This window comes from Pseudonocardia charpentierae (assembly GCF_031845345.1).
GTDB lineage: Bacteria > Actinomycetota > Actinomycetes > Mycobacteriales > Pseudonocardiaceae > Pseudonocardia > Pseudonocardia charpentierae.
This window is the reverse complement of record NZ_JAVREJ010000092.1, coordinates 1-1,091: the sequence shown is the minus strand read 5'-3', so window position 1 is coordinate 1,091 and position 1,091 is coordinate 1. Positions and strand designations below refer to the sequence as shown.

General features: G+C 74.6%; 1 protein-coding gene. It reads right to left on the bottom strand.

The window, feature by feature from the left end; translation table 11 throughout:
* Positions 1-989, bottom strand: a 989-nt coding sequence (locus RM445_RS31990) for an extracellular catalytic domain type 1 short-chain-length polyhydroxyalkanoate depolymerase (RefSeq protein ID WP_311560603.1), incomplete at its 3' end; no start/stop codon positions are given.
* Positions 990-1,091: the final 102 nt, after the last annotated feature.

Here is a 1,091-nt window from a genome sequence, read left to right as displayed (position 1 = left end):
GTGCGGGTCGCGTCCCGCCTCGCCCGGTCGTCGCGGTCGGTCGCCGCGGTCACCGGGCCGGCGGTGGCGAGGCGGGCGGTGACGAGGTTGTCGGCGTTGACCGGCGCCACCAGCGCGTCGGCGTCGCCGTGGAACACGATCAACGGCACCCGCCCGGCCGGGGCGGGGGTCCCGCCGGTGCGCATCGCCGCGAACGCCGACCCCGTGTCGCTGGCGGCCCGGTAGGCCAGCCCGGAGTGCACCCCGACCCCGGCGTAGAGCTCGGGGTAGGTGGCGGCCATCACCGCCGACATCGCCCCACCGGCCGACAGCCCGGCGATGTAGACCCGGTCCGGGTCGACCCGGTGCTCGGCCATCACCGCGCGGGTGATCCCGGCGATGATCGAGGGCTCCCCCGCGCCGGCCTGCTGGTCGGCGGGGTTGAACCAGTTCCAGTACCCGCCCGGGTTGGCCGAGGTGGGCTGCTCGGGGTAGGCCACCAGGAAGGTGTGCTGCTCGGCGAGGTCGTTCATCCGGGTTCCGGCGGCGCAGTCCAGGGCGTTCTGCTTACCGCCGTGCAACATCACCACCAGCGGGACCGGCTCACCGGTGCCGCCGGTGTAGCCGGTGGGGATGTAGAGGTCGTAGCTGCGCGTCCCGGCCGCCTCGGTGTGGCTCAGGTGCCGGATCTGTCCACCCGGCGCGGCCGCCGCCGCGGCCGCCCCCGGATGCCCCGCGCCGGTGGCGGCGCCGGGCAGGTTGCCCAGCAGACCCGACAGCCCGGCCGGCATGCCGCTGGTTGGGGCTGAGCCGAGTGCGCCGCGGAGCTTGCCCAGCAGCCCACCCAGATCCGGCAGGCCCTGCCCCGGCTGCCCGGTGGGGGGTGCGCGGTGGCCGGCGGGGAGCCCGCCGGCGAAGGTGCGTTGCAGCACCCCGATCGCCTCGTCGAGCTGGCCGGCCTTGATCAGCCGCAGTGCTTCGGGCATGCCAGTGGTCTGGTTGTCGTCCATGAGAAAAGCCCTTCCTGGGCAGAGGTGACACGCGCAGGTGTCATCGCGGCGCCGGCCGGTCGGCCGAGCCGTGCAGAAATTTCAGATGGGGCGGTGGTTCAG